This is a genomic window from Pseudoalteromonas sp. S1650, from assembly GCF_005887195.1.
In the GTDB taxonomy this organism is placed as follows: Bacteria; Pseudomonadota; Gammaproteobacteria; order Enterobacterales; family Alteromonadaceae; genus Pseudoalteromonas; species Pseudoalteromonas simplex.
In genome coordinates this window covers 36,934-50,865 of the sequence record NZ_PNDF01000068.1, presented here as the reverse complement: position 1 = coordinate 50,865, position 13,932 = coordinate 36,934, and the positions used below count along the sequence as shown (strand labels likewise).

Below are 13,932 nucleotides of genomic sequence, written 5' to 3'. Positions count from 1 at the left end.
GCAAGTCACTTTATGCTTTAAGGATGTATGTGAATACGTGACAACAATCCATAACCATAAGCCGCCAAGGAACAACAATGCGATTAACTGCCTTAATGTTAGCAGCCTTTTCAGGTACTTGCCTAGCACAAACCACAACCGTCAGTTCACCTGATGGGCAGATCAAAGTAACTATCTCAGATGAGCAACACACACCTAGCTACGAAATCAGCTTTGCAGGTAAACAAGTCATTGCGAACTCTTCGTTAGGCCTTGTTTTTAAACAACAACCAGCAATGAGTGAAGGTTATAAAATTAGCAGCCAAACCACTGATTCGGTAAAAAGCAGCTGGGAGCAACCTTGGGGTGAACGCCAAACTGTGGTTGATAACCATAACGAAGTCGCTGTTACCTTTAAAAAACCACAACCACAAGGTGGCACGTTTACGGTACGTTTTCGCGCTTTTAATGATGGTGTGGGTTTTCGATACGAATTACCAAAACAAGCTGGCTATGATGATGTAGAAATCACTAAAGAACTTACAGAGTTTGCTATTACAGACTCATCAGATGCAACTGCATGGTGGATACCAGCTCGTGGTTGGAACCGTTATGAGTATGTTTATAACACCACTCCACTTCATAAAGCAGCACTTGTGCACACACCATTTACTATAAAAAATAAAGAGGGTGTGCATATTAGTATTCACGAAGCTGCCCTTGTTGATTATGCAGGCATGGTGTTAAATCAACGTCGTGATGGTACCTTCCAAGCCGATTTAACACCTTGGTCAGACGGTGTAGCGGTTAAAAAGCACGGCGCATTTAATACTCCTTGGCGTACAATTCAAATTGGTGATGAAGCCGTTGATTTAATCAACTCAGATATCATCTTAAACCTAAATGAGCCAAATAAGCTGGGTGATGTATCTTGGGTTAAACCGGGTAAATACGTAGGTATTTGGTGGGGTATGCACATCAATGAAAATACTTGGGGTAGCGGTAAAATTCATGGTGCAACCACTGCAAACACGAAATATTACATGGACTTCGCTGCTAAATATGGCTTCGATGGCGTGCTAGTCGAAGGCTGGAATATTGGCTGGGATGGCGACTGGTTCTACAACGGTGACGTTTTTAGCTTTACACAACCTTATGACGACTTTGATATTGAAGAGCTGACACGTTACGGCAAAGAAAAAGGCGTACAATTAATCGGTCACCACGAAACGTCGGGTAACGTGACTAACTACCGTAACCAAATGGAAGATGCATTTGCGTTATACGAAAAATCAAATGTAAGCCAAGTTAAAACAGGTTATGTCGCCGACGGTGGTAACATCAAGCGTATCGATGAAAATGGTATTGTACGCAAAGAGTGGCACGATGGTCAGTTCATGGTTAATGAATACCTACACAACGTAAAACTTGCTGCAAAACATAAAATTAGTATCAACACGCATGAGCCTGTGAAAGATACCGGCCTACGTCGTACATACCCGAACTGGATTGCTCGTGAAGGTGCCCGTGGTCAAGAGTTTAACGCATGGGGTACACCGCCGAATCCACCAGAGCATATTCCAATGCTAGCTTTCACGCGTATGCTTGCAGGCCCAATGGACTTTACGCCAGGTATTTTTGATATGGGCTTTAACGGTTTAGGTGCTGATACCAACCGCCCACAAACAACCCTAGCGAAGCAATTAGCGCTATACGTTGTAATGTACAGCCCAATTCAAATGGCGGCAGATTTACCACGTAATTATTTAGCGAAGCCAGATGCATTCCAGTTTATTCAGGATGTACCAACTGATTGGCAACAAAGTATTGCACTACAAGGTGAAGTTGGCGATTTCGTTGTATTTGCACGTAAAGAACGCAAGCGTGATCAATACTCAGGTAACGACTGGTATCTAGGTGCTGTTACAGACGAAAAAGCCCGCACTTTAGAAGTGAAGTTAGACTTCTTAGATAAAGGTAAAAAGTTTGAAGCGCAAATCTACCGCGACGGTGACAAAGCTGAATGGGTAAATAACCCTTACGACTTAAAAGTAGAAAAACGCATAGTGACTGCTGATGATAAGCTAACGTTAAAGCTTGCCACCAGCGGCGGTACAGCGATTCGTTTTAAAGCAATCTAAGCTAAAAGCTGTTAGTTTAAGCTTCAAGTAAAAAGAGCGCGGCATTTGATGTCGCGCTTTTTTATTGCCATAAAAAAGCAGCCCACTCGGGCTGCTTGAAACTTATAGCTTAAGGCTTACAGCTAAATACTTTTAAAACGGCAAATAGATTTGCGCGCTGAGGCCACCTTCTGGGCGATTAAGTAGTTGTACTCGGCCGCCGTGCATATCGACAATACGTTTAATTATCGCAAGGCCTAAGCCACTGCCTTCGCTACCGCGAGCGGCATCACCTTGTTTAAACGGTTCAAATACAGTTTCAAGTTCGCTTTCAGGGATCCCCGGGCCATGATCGTTAACCACGACTATGGCAAACTTTTTATTACTGCTCACGCGGGTTTCAACCTCTATATCACCATCTGAATAGCGAATTGCGTTTTCAATCATATTAGTAACAACACGCTTTATTGCCACCATACTCACTGGCACTTCACTTAAGCTCGGATTCTCTTTAAAGGTAATAGTGCGGTGATGTTTTTGTTCAGCTTCGACAACTTCTGACACAATCGCGTTTAAGTCTTCTAGCTCAAGTTCTTCACGTTTGTGGTGGCGTAAATATTCAATGAATTGGTCGATAATGGCATTCATGTCTTCAATATCATGAATAATCCCTTCACGCAGGTAATCTTCATCGTCCGACATCATTTCGGTGGCAAGGCGAATTCGTGTAAGCGGCGTGCGCAAGTCATGAGAGACACCTGCCATTAATAACCGACGGTCGTTCTCAAGAGCTGCAATACCACGCGACATTTGGTTAAACGCACGGGTTACTTCAATGACTTCTGTAGAACCTTGTTCTTCTAATTTGGTAGAAAAGTCACCTACCCCTACTTTAACAGCGGCTTGTTGCAGTGCTTTTAAAGGTCTATTTAGATGACGGGCAAATAACCAACCACCGAGCACACTTAAAAAGCCAATACTCGATAAATAAAAGGTTAAGAATTTTAGGTTGTTTTCTTGCAGGCCGGTGAGCGGCACGCGTACCCAATAACCCGGTGCTTGTGGAGCTTCAACCCAATAAACAAGTGGGTCGGTTTGGCTAATACGTACCCGAGCAGAACCATTGAGCTCTTTCGACATGCTTCGCGATAGCATTGAGTACTCACGAGTTTCAGCCAAACCCTGACTCATTGCTTGGCGCTGGGTCATGACCTCGATGCCAGTGATCTCAAAAAACTTATCAGAAGCTTCCTTGCTAACCTCAACCCCTTCTTCCCATTCAATAAACACGGTTTTCACCTGTTTAGATAGGATCAGGTTTACTTGTTCTATAGTTGGTTTAACAACATAAAAACTGACCGTAATATAAGAGACAATTTGATTGATTAACAGCAGGGCTGCAACCAAAAATACCGTTTGTCCAAACGCACTACGTGGAAACATGCCCATTACTGTTATTTTTCACCGTCTGGCACAAATACGTAGCCTAAGCCCCATACTGTTTGTATATAACGTGGATTAGCGGCATCCACTTCAATCATACGACGTAAGCGTGAAACCTGAACATCGATACTGCGCTCAAGCGCACTGTAATCTCGGCCGCGCGCTAAGTTCATCAGTTTATCGCGACTAAGCGGTTCACGAGGATGAGTCACTAACGCTTTTAATACCGCAAACTCACCACTGGTTAACGACATTGTTTTATCACCATGGCTCATTTCGCGGGTCGCAAGGTTTAGTGTGAAGTCACCAAAGCTAATTTCGTTTTCTTCGGCAGCAGGCGCACCTGGCACTTCTTTCGCACGACGACGTAAAATTGCTTTAATACGCGCTAACAGTTCACGTGGGTTGAATGGTTTTGGAATGTAATCATCAGCACCAAGCTCTAAACCGATTATGCGGTCAACTTCATCGCCTTTGGCTGTAAGCATTACAATTGGAATGTCATTTTCTTTTTGGCGTAAACGACGGCAAATTGATAACCCATCTTCACCTGGTAACATTAAATCTAATACTATCAAGTGGAAGTTTTCACGCTCTAATAAGCGATCCATTTGCTCTGAATTTGCTGCTGAGCGAACAATAAAGCCTTGTTCTACAAGGTAACGCTCTAGCAAACTACGTAAGCGCATATCGTCATCAACAACCAATACTTTTGTCGTTTCGTGTCCCATAACTTTCATTCTTTTTGTAATATGTTACTTATTAATATAAATGAAAAAGTTAAGAATAAAAAACGAATTACGCGCTTAGATTGTTACTGAACATTTCAAAATCCCACTCGACAAAGGTAAAAGACTTTTATACCTTGCGGCTGGTTTTCTTTTTAGGCTGAATAAAATGGCAAAGACAAATTTAATAACCCGAGAAGGGTATCAGCAATTACAACAAGAACATGATTACTTATGGCATGAAAAGCGCCCTGAAATTACCAAAATTGTGACTTGGGCAGCAAGCTTGGGCGACCGTTCTGAAAACGCTGATTATCAGTTTAATAAGCGTGTTTTACGACAGATAGATCGCCGTGTGCGCTATCTTCGTAAACGCATGCCAGATCTTAAAATTGTTGACTACAACCCGCAACAAGCAGGTAAAGTGTTTTTTGGTGCTTGGGTCGAAATTGAGAATGAACAAGGCGATACAAAGCGTTTTCGCATCGTCGGCCCCGACGAAATTTACGAGCGCAAAGATTACATTTCGATTGATGCACCTATGGCTCGAGCGCTCCTTGGCAAACAGGTAGATGATGATTTTTCGGTGATCACGCCTGAAGGCGCAAAAGAATGGTATATCAACGAGATAACTTATCCTGATGCAAACTAATTTTCCCTGAAAATTCAGAAAGCGTTAATTAGTGATTGTTTAGTCTAAAAATGTGATCTATAACTAAAGGTACTCAAGATAAATCATTACTTGAGTTTTAGAAGGTAGTAAGTATGTCAAACGCAATACAACGCATAATGAGTAATGCCATTGTATTCGCACTATTAATTAGTGTGAGTTTGATATCTTACGCCAGTGATATAGAAAGCCACTCAGACAGTGTTACGCCAACTGCTCATTTTATTGCGTGTGATAGTGCAGACCCTGCTAACTTAGATACCGACCTCGATAAACATACTCCTGCGTTCATCACTAATGTAGCCCAACCACTGCAAGATGCACCTGTTGTTTCGTATGTTCCCCCTTGTAATAAGGTGTCTGTTTATAGCGCGCACCAGCGAGGACCACCTGCTTTTTAATTAACTCAAATTTTCTATTTCAGTTTTATTAAAATGTATGGTGATCAAAATGAATAAATTCAAAGAATTACGTCTTCAAGACATTTCTAATGGTGCTTTATCTAATACTGTAAACGAAGTTGAACCAACCCTCGACTTAACTTCTCCAGCGCTAAAAGTATTAAATAGCTTTACAAGCAAAGACCCTGTGCGAGCACATCATGATTTGAGTATTGTCGATGCACTTAAACAAACCAGCAGTCGTTGTTCTGACTTTATTTTAGTCGTAGATAATGACGAAAAGCTTATTGGTATTACTTCAAGTGCTGACTTACAAAGCTCTAAAATCATGATTCTTGCTCAGCGCCTCAATTTACATCGCAATGAAGTTACTTTGCAGCATGTAATGACACCACTTAGCAGCTTAGCTGGTGTAAGCTTACAAAGTATTAGCTATGCATGCATTGGCGATGCACTGCAAACTATGGAACACCAAGGTATGATGTTCCTTTTAGTAACCAGCGCTGAACATGAAATTTGTGGTTTGATTTCAGCCCGTGAAATTGCTAAAAAATTACATATTCCTGTTAATATCAACCCAATTGCTAATGGCTTCAGCGAAGTATTACAGCAGGTTGATCACCCGCACTAAGCGTTAAAACCCGCGTTGTGTAAGACTATTTTTGCAGGCCTTAAAAGCAGTGCTTTTAAGGCCTTCTTATTGTGATATTATTCAGGCAATTAATCTTCAGTTTTACTGATTTTCTATTTTTAAAAAGGGTTATGCATGAGCAATATCTCTGCACGCTTAGCAACTGAGCTAAGTGCCCAGCAACCACAAGTTGTTGCTGCAATCAAATTACTTGATGAAGGTGCCACAGTTCCTTTTATCGCCCGTTATCGTAAAGAAGTAACTGGTGGCTTAGATGACACGCAATTACGTTTACTTGAGCAGCGTTTATCGTATTTACGTGAATTAGAAGAGCGCCGCAGCTTTATCCTTAATACTATCGAAGAGCAAGGCAAGTTAACTGCTGAGCTAAGTGCTGATATTAATAACGCTGACAGTAAAACTGAGCTTGAAGATTTATATCTGCCTTTTAAACCTAAGCGCCGTACAAAAGGACAAATTGCCATTGAAGCGGGTATTGAGCCGCTTGCCGATGCGCTATTTAACAACCCTAGCCTCGACCCTGAACAACAAGCAAGTGACTACATTAATGCCGATGCAGGCTTTGCAGATAATAAAGCGGTGTTAGATGGCGCTAAGTTTATCTTAATGGAGCGTTTTGCAGAAGACGCCAAACTACTTGCTAAATTCCGTAGTCATATCGCACAACATGGTCAGATTGAAAGTACTGTAATCGCTGGTCAAGAAAATGAAGGCGTAAAGTACCGCGACTACTTTGAGCATCAAGAACCACTAAAAAAAGTACCATCACACCGTGCACTTGCTATGCTGCGTGCGCGTAATGAAGGCGTGTTACAACTTAGTATCAACCCAGAGCCTGGCGCAGAAAATCCGGCGCAAGTGTGTGCACAAATGATTGCCGATCATTATCGCTTAGATGTTAGCAATTCTGCTGCAAGTAGTTGGTTAATGGGCGTAGTGCAATGGGCATGGAAAATTAAGTTAAGCCTTCACCTTGAGAATGAATTTTTAGGTGCAATGCGCGAAAAAGCAGAAACCGGCGCAATCGACGTTTTTGCTAAAAACTTAAAAGATTTATTAATGGCCGCTCCTGCAGGTCCACGTACTACGTTAGGTCTCGATCCTGGCCTGCGTACTGGTTGTAAAATTGCCGTTGTCGATAGCACTGGCAAGCTGTTAACAACACAAACAATTTTCCCGCACGCACCACAAAATCATTGGGATAAATCACTTCGTACTTTAGAACAACTATGCCGCCAGCATAAAGTTGAGCTAATCGCTATTGGTAATGGTACGGCTTCACGTGAATCTGACAAGTTAGTTGCAGAGCTGATCAAAGCGAACAGTGAGCTTAAGCTAAATAAAATTATGGTCAGTGAAGCGGGCGCTTCTGTTTATTCAGCGTCTGAGTTTGCCGCCAATGAATTCCCTAACCTTGATGTTTCACTACGTGGTGCTGTGTCTATCGCGCGCCGCTTACAAGACCCACTTGCTGAGCTGGTAAAAATTGAGCCTAAATCAATCGGTGTAGGTCAATATCAGCACGATGTATCGCAAAGCCAACTTGGTCAAACGCTAACATCTGTGGTTGAAGACTGTGTAAACTCAGTGGGTGTAGACTTAAATATGGCGTCGGTGCCATTACTTACTCGCGTATCTGGCTTAAACAAAACGTTAGCACAAAATATCGTTAGCTACCGTGATGCGAATGGCTCATTTAGCAAACGTTCTGAACTTAAAAAAGTTGAACGTTTAGGGCCTAAAGCCTTTGAACAAGCTGCCGGTTTCTTACGTATCAGCACAGGCTCAGATCCTCTTGATAACTCGTCAGTTCACCCTGAAGCCTACCCAGTTGTTAAGCGTATCTGCGAGAAGAACAGCTTAGATGTTAACAGCCTAATTGGTAACTCTGACATCCTAAACAAGCTCGTTGCGAACGACTACACAGACGAAAAGTTTGGTTTACCAACGGTTACCGACATTATCAAAGAACTTGATAAACCGGGCCGCGACCCGCGCCCTGAGTTTAAAACAGCTGAATTTAAAGCCGGTGTTGAAACCATTAATGACCTAAAACCGGGTATGATTTTAGAAGGTGTAGTGTCTAACGTTGCTAACTTTGGTGCCTTTGTTGATGTGGGTGTACACCAAGACGGTTTAGTGCATATTTCTGCTATTACGAACAAGTTTATCTCTGATCCACGTGAAGTGGTTAAAGCGGGCGATATTGTAAAAGTAAAAGTAGTTGAAGTAGATGCTGCCCGTAAACGTATTAGCTTTACCATGCGTTTAGACGATGATGTTGATACCAGCAATAAAGCCGCATCAGCTAGCAAACCTAAGCCAGCTGCGAAAGCGAAAAGTGCACCTAAACAAAAACGCGAATTTGGCAATGTTGCCATGGGTAATGCCTTTGCTGATGCATTTGCCAATGCAAAAGTGAAAAAATAATAGGCTGTAGGCATAAGTTGAAAAAAACCGCGTAAGTGTAAACTTACGCGGTTTTTTATTTTAGAAGCTTAAATAAAAGCAGAGAACTGATTTTGATTAGTTGGCGAGGTCGCTGCTTGATAAAAATTAGCAATACGTGCAGCGCGCTCATCTACTTCAACGTCACGCTTTGCTGTTTTGGTTTCGCTAGTTTGAGTAGCGCTATCTTCACCATACTCACTGTTTATTTTGAAGGTCGATTTACCTGAATCAACATCGCCATCGGCTGATTGACTGGCGAGCTCAGCTTGCGCTGCCATCAGCTTTTGCGTGGCATCTGCGGCAATTGAACGATCAGCACTCGAAGGCTCTTGTGGTGCAAGTGCTGCAGCACGCACCGTCTGCATTTTTTCAATTGTGGCTTTTGGGTCGCCTTCAATTACAGCAACATCAATTTGCACCTCGCCGCCCACAGCATAGTTCGTACCATCAGGACCGCGTTGATATTCATAGCTTGGTGAGCCCGCATATTGCCCCCCCACTGATGCATGAGCTTGCTCATGAATACGTACTTCGGTATCGCGGGCTTTTAGCTCTTTAATTTGCTCAGCATCTTGCTGCTCTTGCTGGGCAACCTTTTGCTCTTTTTGCTGCTCTTGTTTAGCTTCTTGTTGTTCTTGCTCTGATTGTTCAGGCTCTTCTTGCTCACCACCTTGCTTACGTTCTTCAATCACCTTGTCTTCAGCCAGACGCCCTTTTGCATCATACGTACCCGCCTCAGAACCCGGCTGCTTGGTTTTGTCGCCATCATTCAGGGTTTTATTTTCTGCGTTACTCGGCTTGGTAGCGGCAGGTGGCGGGATCACTTCACGTAACTGATTATCACGGCGAGCACTTTCGGTGTGCACGTTCGCCGTGTTGATATTAATCGAAGGAAACGGAGTGACGATATTCATAAGTTTTTAAACTTTAATATCTATTAATGTGCCGAGCACTTCATCAGCAGTCTGAATCGTGTTGATATTGGCTTTTGCATTAAACTCTTCAACTTTTAAGTTAACAAGCGACTCATCAATTGGGGCAGGTTGTGAAACTGGCGGAGTTACAGCTTCATTTGGAGTCGCCGCTTGTAATTGGCGTTGTTGAGCTAATTGGGCATCATCTTGCTGATCAATTGAGGCACGGCTAATCTCAGCGCTTGCCTTTTCGATACCTTGGCTTGCACGGTTATAACCTTCTACCGCATTATTAAAAACAGAACTGATTGGCATAACACCCTCCAACAGTGAGATCTACCCGGTAAGTATCGCTCATAAAACGAGCAAAATAAAGCTAAATCCCGCTATTTTTCTGGTCTCTCAGCGAGTTTTGCTTAACACATTGATTTCAGTGCTGATATAAATGCTGCTTTATGAGAAATAAAAGGCGCATGTGAAGCTTTATCTAAAACCTCGTATTCAAACTGGGGTTGTATGGCATGCATTTTTTCAATCGCACGATACGGTACTAATGAATCTAAGCGACCGAAAATACCACGCACAGGTACGCTAAGGTTAGCGAATAGCTCCCGTAAATCATCCTGCTGTAAAATGTCTAAGCCCGCACTTAAAGCTTGCTCTTGAGGCGCAGGGTATTGGTTTAAAAGTGCTTTAAGTTGCTTAATATCATCCCGAGCTGATTCACTGCCCATCGCTTGTATCGCCAAAAACCGTTCTATCGTTTTTTCTCTGTGACTAACTAGCTGATCTTTAAATGCATTTAATACGTCAGGTTTGATACCCGGCCATTCGTCGGTTTGCGCAAAAAAAGGCGTTGAGGCAACCAACACAACCTTTGCTACTTTGTCAGGCCAATGTGCTGCAATATACAAGGCAAAAAGCCCGCCCAACGACCAGCCAACAAGAATAGACTGATCATTTAGCTGTGTACTTAGTTGCTCAGCCGCAGCGTGCAATGTGTAAGGTGTGGGAATAGACTGTGCGTTACCAAAGCCAGGTAAATTAAGGCAACGGACTTCACCATCATGAAAAAACTCAAGCTCAGGTTTGATCACTTGCCAAACCCCTTGGTTCATTCCCCAGCCATGTAATAGCACCATATCATTTTGCATATTTTGTATTTCCCAACCACACTTAGCGCTCATAATAGCGTTTAAAGGAATGAATGCAATGTCTCACTTACCTCATGCCTTAAAACTAGGGCTAGACGCACTATTCCCCAACTTTTGCATTAGTTGCCAGAATCACATACAGGCTGATCAAGCTTTGTGTCAGTATTGTTTAGATGACCTTAATTTATTTGACCTTACACGCCATCCAAATCTGTTACACCGACCAGATATATGTGATGCATTTCCTGATAGTAATTTTGACCATTTAATTGCCTGTGCGTGGTATCAAGCACCTTTTAAACTTTGGCTCAAGCAATTGAAATTTAATGACCAACAATATTTTCGTGTGGCACTACAACAAGTGATAGGGAAACAGCTGCAATTAGCTCGTCAAGTTAATGCAAATTGGCCAGACCTTTTTATTGTGCTGCCTCTGCATAATCAACGCTTTTTAGCACGCGGCTTTAATCAGGTAAGCCAAACTTGGCTGCCTGTTTTAAAAAACCAGCAATGTACTGTTAGCTCAGCTCTTTACAAGCAAAAAGCAACCAAAGCACAATCACAGTTAAGTAAAGCGAAAAGAGTTAAAAATCTACAAAATGCATTTGTTTGTCAGCAAGATTTAACAGGGAAAACCGTGGCAGTTGTTGATGATGTGATGACCTCTGGCGCAACTTTAAATGCTGCGACAGAAGCCATAAAAAATGCAGGGGCGAAGCAAATATGGGCTATGCTCACTTGCCTAACAGGGTTAGGCAACCTGCATTATGATTAAGTGTGATTATTTATCACCAGAGGCATGAAAGGCATTACCAAAAAATAAGGCATTGCTTAGTAATCGACTCGTGCCGTACCAGTAACCACGGAATACTGGGTTATCTGTCATGCCTATCACACTGCCTTTGCCATATGAATGCGCAATGAGGCCAGCAGCACCCGCTACTTGCTCTACGTTTACGTCATCAGTAAAGCCAGCTAAAAGCGGTTTATCTGTGTAAGTAAGCACATTAACAAATGGGGCATCTGACTTCTCAAGTAGCCAAGTGCTATTCTTAAACACAGGTAATGTATTACGATTCAGCGAATAGGTAAGTGGGTGAGATAAATCTACAGAGGTATTAAAAATTGCGCCGGCAATACGCTGACGGCCTGCTAAGTGATCTTTATCAGCATAGCTAAGCCCTGTGGTATCAAAGGCACTCGCTACATCACGACGAGATAAGTAATTGGCTTTTAGTAGCTGCTGATCGGCTAAGAACTTAGCACCGCCTTTGTGACCCCAAATAACACCGCCTTTACGCACCCACGACTTAATAGCCACTTTAGTCGCATCATCAAGACGATTGAAATTTCCGTGCGCTAAAATAATATGGCTGTAGTTTTCAAGGTCGATGTTACCTAAACGTTCCATTTCGATAATGCTTGGCGCTGTACCAACAAAACGATCTAAGTAGTACCACACTTCTCCCAGCTCATACTGGCTAGTTCCTTGACCACCCACTAGCAATACTTTAGGCGCTTTCACGACCGCCATTGCACGAGAACCTAAATCAGCCCCCTTCACCGTTAAGCCCGAACTAATGGGTGTAATTTCAATGCCAAACTCATTCTGTGCTTGGTTTAAATAACTAACCCAGTTGCTATCAGTTTGCAGACCAGCAGGAACAAGAATACTACCTGGCTCAAAAGCGATTTCACCTGATGGTGTTTTTGCTGTTAGTGGGCTTAATGCCACACGTGCTTTCACGCCTTGCTCGAGTAAGCTATTAAGCATTTTTGGCGCTAGGTAGTCATCCCATTTGAATGCGTATGCATAGCTTTGCGGTAATGCTGCAAAGCTTGACTTAACACTTTGCTGCCAAGGCATTTTTGCCACATTTAAACCCCAGTTGCTGCTTACCTTTGCAAATTCTAGGTTGAAGGCATGAGCAAGTGTCCAGCCAGATACATCATAAAACGTATTATCAACAAAACGCTGCTGCTCACTGAAAATTGCTTTAATTAAACGAAATTGTGGCTGTGCTAATGGCACATAATAGCTCTGCTCAGAAAAGCTTTGACCGTTTACTTTTAACGGCTCTTCTAACATGTACGCATTGATTTGATGTTGTCTAAGTAAATCAAGGAAGTATTGCATGCGGCTTTGATCAGCGCCGCCTTTAACTACATACCCTTTAAAGTCTTCATCACCAGCAAGATCAACTGCTTTGTTGTAAAATTTTGCTTGATAATCAAGTAAGTCTGTACGGTTATCAATCGCTGCTTGGAATGTCGATAAGCTAGTTAATAACTGATTTTTAATTGTAAACGGGAAGCTTAACGGACCGTTGATCGTTTCTTGTAAGTGACCACGCGAGCTCGCTTGTTCAAATAAGATGCCTACACCGCCATTGACGTCTGGGTAAGTTGAGCCTTTACCATAGTAAAAGTCATCAAAGCTTTCTTCAGTGAAGTAAAGTGCGTTGTGCTCATCAAGTGTCTTTGCATGATAGTTTGCAATTGCTTTAGTCAGCGTGACATTTTCTTCAGGCGTGATTGGGTGCTTACGAGTTGGGATCCCTGGTTGGAAAAAATAAGTGCTGTTTGGGCCCATCTCATGGAAGTCAGTTAGGATATTCGGTTTCCATTGGTGAAACTGTGCAATACGTGCACGTGATTCAGGATGTTGTAGTAATAACCAGTCGCGGTTTAAATCAAACAAGTAATGGTTAGTACGGCTACTAGGCCAACTTTCGATATGCTCACGAGTTTGCGGATCTGATGATAACTTCATGCCACGGTTGCTGTTTGCCCAATTTGCAAAACGCGCTAAGCCATCAGGGTTTAATGATGGGTCGAGTAAAATAACCGTGTTGTTAAGTAAGGCGTCAATTTCTGGGCCCTGTGCAGCTGCAAGGTAATACGCAACCAGTAACGACGCATTGCTACCTGATGATTCATTACCGTGAACACTGTAACCCATCCAAACAACCGCTGGCTGCTTACTTGAGTCACTTGCTTCACCATTTAGGCGAGCTAAGTGAGCCTTACGAATTTGCTCAACTTGGCCAAGTTTGTCGGACGCTGTAATTGTTAGCATCACCAATGGACGCTGCTCATGAGTACGACCGATTACTTTAAAATTCATTCGGTCACTTTTTTCAGCAAGAATTTGCATATATTGCACAAGCTGATCGTGACGTACATGCCACTCACCCACTTCGTAGCCTAACACCTGTTCAGGAGTCGGAATACTTGGGTCAAATTTCACATCTTGTTCAAAGTAATAAGAAAGAGGTTTTGCTAATGCGCTAACGCTCACTAGCATGGTTAATATTGTTATTATGAAACGCATAGATAGCACCCGTAATTATTTGATGTTTTAACGCTACCATTCGATAAAATAGATGCAACTTTTTACGCTCAACACTGGCGACAACA

The 13,932-nt window shown here is 42.6% G+C and carries 12 protein-coding genes; 6 read left to right on the top strand and 6 right to left on the bottom strand.

The window, feature by feature from the left end; all coding sequences use genetic code 11:
* Window positions 1–77: 77 nt before the first annotated feature.
* Entirely contained in the window at window positions 78–2,120 is a 2,043-nt protein-coding gene (locus CWB80_RS18020; protein ID WP_054554426.1) for a glycoside hydrolase family 97 protein, read from the top strand.
* A 132-nt stretch (window positions 2,121–2,252) separates the two neighbouring features.
* Here CWB80_RS18020 and envZ read toward each other — a convergent pair whose 3' ends face one another.
* Both envZ and ompR read right to left on the bottom strand, forming a co-directional pair.
* Window positions 2,253–3,548 carry a two-component system sensor histidine kinase EnvZ gene (gene envZ / locus CWB80_RS18015; protein ID WP_054554427.1) on the bottom strand — a complete coding sequence of 432 codons (1,296 nt, stop codon included), beginning with the start codon at window positions 3,546–3,548 and terminating at the stop codon, window positions 2,253–2,255.
* A gap of 5 nt (window positions 3,549–3,553) precedes the next feature.
* Window positions 3,554–4,273, bottom strand: coding sequence for an osmolarity response regulator transcription factor OmpR (gene ompR, locus CWB80_RS18010; RefSeq protein ID WP_054554428.1), 720 nt, complete (start codon window positions 4,271–4,273; stop codon window positions 3,554–3,556).
* 166 nt (window positions 4,274–4,439) lie between these two features.
* Here ompR and greB point away from each other — a divergent pair, with 166 nt between their 5' ends.
* The 4 genes from greB to CWB80_RS17990 all read left to right on the top strand — a co-directional run bounded on the left by greB (window position 4,440) and on the right by CWB80_RS17990 (window position 8,423).
* Window positions 4,440–4,922 carry a transcription elongation factor GreB gene (greB, locus tag CWB80_RS18005; protein WP_054554429.1) on the top strand — a complete coding sequence of 161 codons (483 nt, stop codon included), beginning with the start codon at window positions 4,440–4,442 and terminating at the stop codon, window positions 4,920–4,922.
* A 113-nt stretch (window positions 4,923–5,035) separates the two neighbouring features.
* Complete coding sequence (locus CWB80_RS18000; RefSeq protein ID WP_054554430.1) at window positions 5,036–5,341, top strand: hypothetical protein; 306 nt, start codon at window positions 5,036–5,038, stop codon at window positions 5,339–5,341.
* 49 nt (window positions 5,342–5,390) lie between these two features.
* A complete protein-coding gene (locus tag CWB80_RS17995) occupies window positions 5,391–5,972 on the top strand; it encodes a CBS domain-containing protein (protein ID WP_054554431.1) in 582 nt (193 codons plus the stop codon).
* A gap of 135 nt (window positions 5,973–6,107) precedes the next feature.
* On the top strand, window positions 6,108–8,423 hold the full coding sequence (locus tag CWB80_RS17990; RefSeq protein WP_054554432.1) for a Tex family protein: 2,316 nt from the start codon (window positions 6,108–6,110) through the stop codon (window positions 8,421–8,423).
* Window positions 8,424–8,491: 68 nt separating this feature from the next.
* On the opposite strand, the gene CWB80_RS17985 is transcribed toward CWB80_RS17990, so the two are convergent.
* The 3 genes from CWB80_RS17985 to bioH all read right to left on the bottom strand — a co-directional run bounded on the left by CWB80_RS17985 (window position 8,492) and on the right by bioH (window position 10,512).
* Entirely contained in the window at window positions 8,492–9,358 is an 867-nt protein-coding gene (locus CWB80_RS17985) for a putative metalloprotease CJM1_0395 family protein (protein WP_138601025.1), read from the bottom strand.
* 6 nt (window positions 9,359–9,364) lie between these two features.
* The gene (locus CWB80_RS17980) at window positions 9,365–9,673 is read right to left on the bottom strand and encodes a hypothetical protein (RefSeq protein ID WP_054554434.1); all 309 of its coding nucleotides are present in this window, start codon (window positions 9,671–9,673) and stop codon (window positions 9,365–9,367) included.
* A 101-nt stretch (window positions 9,674–9,774) separates the two neighbouring features.
* The gene (gene bioH / locus CWB80_RS17975) at window positions 9,775–10,512 is read right to left on the bottom strand and encodes a pimeloyl-ACP methyl ester esterase BioH (RefSeq protein ID WP_054554515.1); all 738 of its coding nucleotides are present in this window, start codon (window positions 10,510–10,512) and stop codon (window positions 9,775–9,777) included.
* Between the two features lie 58 nt (window positions 10,513–10,570).
* Here bioH and CWB80_RS17970 point away from each other — a divergent pair, with 58 nt between their 5' ends.
* On the top strand, window positions 10,571–11,287 hold the full coding sequence (locus CWB80_RS17970) for a ComF family protein (RefSeq protein WP_138601023.1): 717 nt from the start codon (window positions 10,571–10,573) through the stop codon (window positions 11,285–11,287).
* Window positions 11,288–11,293: 6 nt separating this feature from the next.
* Here the strand turns inward: CWB80_RS17970 and CWB80_RS17965 are convergent, their stop codons facing one another.
* Complete coding sequence (locus CWB80_RS17965; RefSeq protein WP_138601021.1) at window positions 11,294–13,846, bottom strand: M14 metallopeptidase family protein; 2,553 nt, start codon at window positions 13,844–13,846, stop codon at window positions 11,294–11,296.
* Window positions 13,847–13,932: the final 86 nt, after the last annotated feature.

Excerpts from the sequence above, each read along its gene's own strand:
- CWB80_RS18020 (WP_054554426.1), top strand. The coding sequence starts at position 78 with ATGCGATTAACTGCCTTAATGTTAGCAGCCTTTTCAGGTACTTGCCTA.
- envZ (WP_054554427.1), bottom strand. The coding sequence starts at position 3,548 with ATGGGCATGTTTCCACGTAGTGCGTTTGGACAAACGGTATTTTTGGTT.
- ompR (WP_054554428.1), bottom strand. The coding sequence starts at position 4,273 with ATGGGACACGAAACGACAAAAGTATTGGTTGTTGATGACGATATGCGC.
- greB (WP_054554429.1), top strand. The coding sequence starts at position 4,440 with ATGGCAAAGACAAATTTAATAACCCGAGAAGGGTATCAGCAATTACAA.
- CWB80_RS18000 (WP_054554430.1), top strand. The coding sequence starts at position 5,036 with ATGTCAAACGCAATACAACGCATAATGAGTAATGCCATTGTATTCGCA.
- CWB80_RS17995 (WP_054554431.1), top strand. The coding sequence starts at position 5,391 with ATGAATAAATTCAAAGAATTACGTCTTCAAGACATTTCTAATGGTGCT.
- CWB80_RS17990 (WP_054554432.1), top strand. The coding sequence starts at position 6,108 with ATGAGCAATATCTCTGCACGCTTAGCAACTGAGCTAAGTGCCCAGCAA.
- CWB80_RS17985 (WP_138601025.1), bottom strand. The coding sequence starts at position 9,358 with ATGAATATCGTCACTCCGTTTCCTTCGATTAATATCAACACGGCGAAC.
- CWB80_RS17980 (WP_054554434.1), bottom strand. The coding sequence starts at position 9,673 with ATGCCAATCAGTTCTGTTTTTAATAATGCGGTAGAAGGTTATAACCGT.
- bioH (WP_054554515.1), bottom strand. The coding sequence starts at position 10,512 with ATGCAAAATGATATGGTGCTATTACATGGCTGGGGAATGAACCAAGGG.
- CWB80_RS17970 (WP_138601023.1), top strand. The coding sequence starts at position 10,571 with ATGTCTCACTTACCTCATGCCTTAAAACTAGGGCTAGACGCACTATTC.
- CWB80_RS17965 (WP_138601021.1), bottom strand. The coding sequence starts at position 13,846 with ATGCGTTTCATAATAACAATATTAACCATGCTAGTGAGCGTTAGCGCA.